1 protein-coding gene is annotated in these 2327 nt (G+C 65.6%); it reads right to left on the reverse strand.

What is annotated here, in order from left to right:
* Window positions 1-134 precede the first annotated feature (134 nt).
* The coding region (locus OXG30_04550) for a DUF3352 domain-containing protein (GenBank protein MCY4134169.1) at window positions 135-2327 on the reverse strand (2193 nt) is incomplete at its 5' end.

The raw sequence follows: 2327 nt of genomic DNA on the forward strand, positions 1-2327 counted from the left end.
CCCCGTTTGCGGCCCGGGCGAACCCTGGCATGTACATCCCGGCCAGCGTGGACACGCTAGACACGAACCGTGGCGCCGTCCGATTCGGCCGTGACGCCGTACGGCTCCGGCGCCCCGCCCACGCGACCGCGCCGCTATTGCGGGAACAGGGTCATCACCAGGGAGGCCCGCGCGTAGTCGTCGTCCGACGAGGCGCCTACGGCGACTGCGCCGAACACACTCTCGAGTACGTGATAGAGGTCTGGATCGAGGTCGATCGCATCGGGGTCGAGCCCGGCAATGATGCGGTGCAGATCGATGTACACGAGGAAGTCCAAGGTGTCGGGAAGACTGTCACGGACCCGCCGATACTCCCGAGTCTCCGCGAGGGTGCCTCGAGTGCCTTTCTGCGCGTCCACGATCGACTGCAGCGCACGCTCGGTGGTAGCGACGGTCATGTAGCCGTCGTGGAAGACATAAGCCGGCGAGTATGCCGCGGCGTCTTCGAAGTCTGCGCCGCCGAATGTCACGGCTTCATGGTCGGCGCCGATGTCCTTCGGCGCCTTGGCCGGGAAGCTCACTCCCCAAGCCTCTTCGAGCCGGTCCACGAGCTTGTCGACTGTGCGCCTCAGGCCTTCCTCGCCGCCGGGGATGTAGGACACCGCGGCTATGGCGTCGATTGCATAGCCGTCAGGGTCTGCGAATCGCTCGAGGTCGAAGTCGCGAACGCCTATCAGCGCCTGACCGCCGAGGAGGTCGAAGAGGTCTTCCTCCAGGCTGATGCCGATCTCGCCGTCGATCACTTCGGCAACGTCATCCAACAGTTCGGCCAGTGTGGAATCGGCTTCGAGGCCAGTCTCGACGGCAAGTTCGTTGGCCACGTCGGCGCCCAGGACGTCGGCCACGGTGTACGTGCTCAGTTCGGTCCGCCAGCGGTCCATGTCTGGTTCGAATGCAGCAGCACCGAAGAACACGGTGTCATCGGGAAGCAGTGCCGCAGGCTCATCGTCGAGGGCGATGTCGGCGAAGGTGCTGGAGCCGAGAGGGCTGGCCCACTCGATGACGATGCCCAAGTCGACGAAGCCGACCGACAGGGCCATCCAGTCGGGTACGTCCGAATCCCCGATAGTGTCAGCGGCTGCGTCGGCGGTCTCTGTGTCTGCGTTGACGGCAAGTGTGTAGGAGCCCGTATCGCCGGCGTAGCCCTCCACCACGACGTAGTAAGGCCCAGAGTGCTCGGCGAGCCAGACAATGCGTGACGCCAACGACAGGCCGAGGTCGTCGTTCTGAGCCAATGCGATGCCGTCGGCGTCGTACAGCGTCGCCACGGAGTCGAACAGCGTTCCGAGCGCCACATCGATCTGATACTGCGTGCCCGCCTCGCCGTCGAACACCAAGATGTCCGCTTCGTCCACGGAGTCCAGTGCGCCCGGCACCGCGTCGCCGACTGTCACCGGCACCGCCCCCCTCCGATCGTCATGATCGAGCGGCGGCACCGCGACCTCACCGATGCCGGACAGCTCTGAGGCCAACCCCACAACGGCTTCCAGGTCGAGATATGCCGACATGGCCCGTTCATCCCTCATCGCGGCACGGGCTCGCCGGAACCTGTCGCTGTCCGCCAGAGACCGCTGTTCCGGCGTCGCCATGAGTTCCACAACATCGTTCAACGCATCCTCGGAACTGGCCAGCACGAGCCAGTCGCTCGACAGCGCGAGCCCTACCCCGGTGCCCCAGTCGGTTCGCACCTCGAATCCGTGGATGTTGTTGTCGCGCTGGAGCGATACCCAGTCCTGCTGCGCGTTGCCCGATAGGTCGCGCACAAAGGCAGATGCGGCACCGTGGTCCCGCACGCCGATGAGCGCCACCAGCTCGCCTGCCTGGCTTCCTGCGCCGAGGTTGAGCACGCCCACCGACACATCGGGTCCGATCCACGGCAGCACTTGCTGCTCGAAGTCGATGCCGGTCTCTGCTTCGGCGTCCTCGAGCAGGCCGTCAACCGCGTCCTTGAACCCGGGCAACTCCTCTAGGCGGTTCCACAGCTCGCGCATCTCAGCGCCTTGGCCGATGCCCGGTGAGAACGTTGCCCAGCTGTAGATCGCGGTGTCCTCGGGAAAGTACTTCGCCGTGTTCTCTGGCTCGGAGCCTTGCATTCCCGGCACCAGGAAATACACGCTGGCGGCCACAGCGGCGAGCAGCAGAAGCAGCACCCCGCCGCCGACGGCCCACCACCAACGCCTCCGTCTCGGCGGCGCGTCGGGCTCAAGGATGTCGACATCGGCTGCGTCCTGCATCGTCAGACCTCGCTCCCATCCGGCGCCACTCGATTCGCAACAGCCGATCTTGGC

Source organism: bacterium (assembly GCA_026708015.1).
GTDB lineage: Bacteria > Actinomycetota > Acidimicrobiia > Acidimicrobiales > Bin134 > Poriferisocius.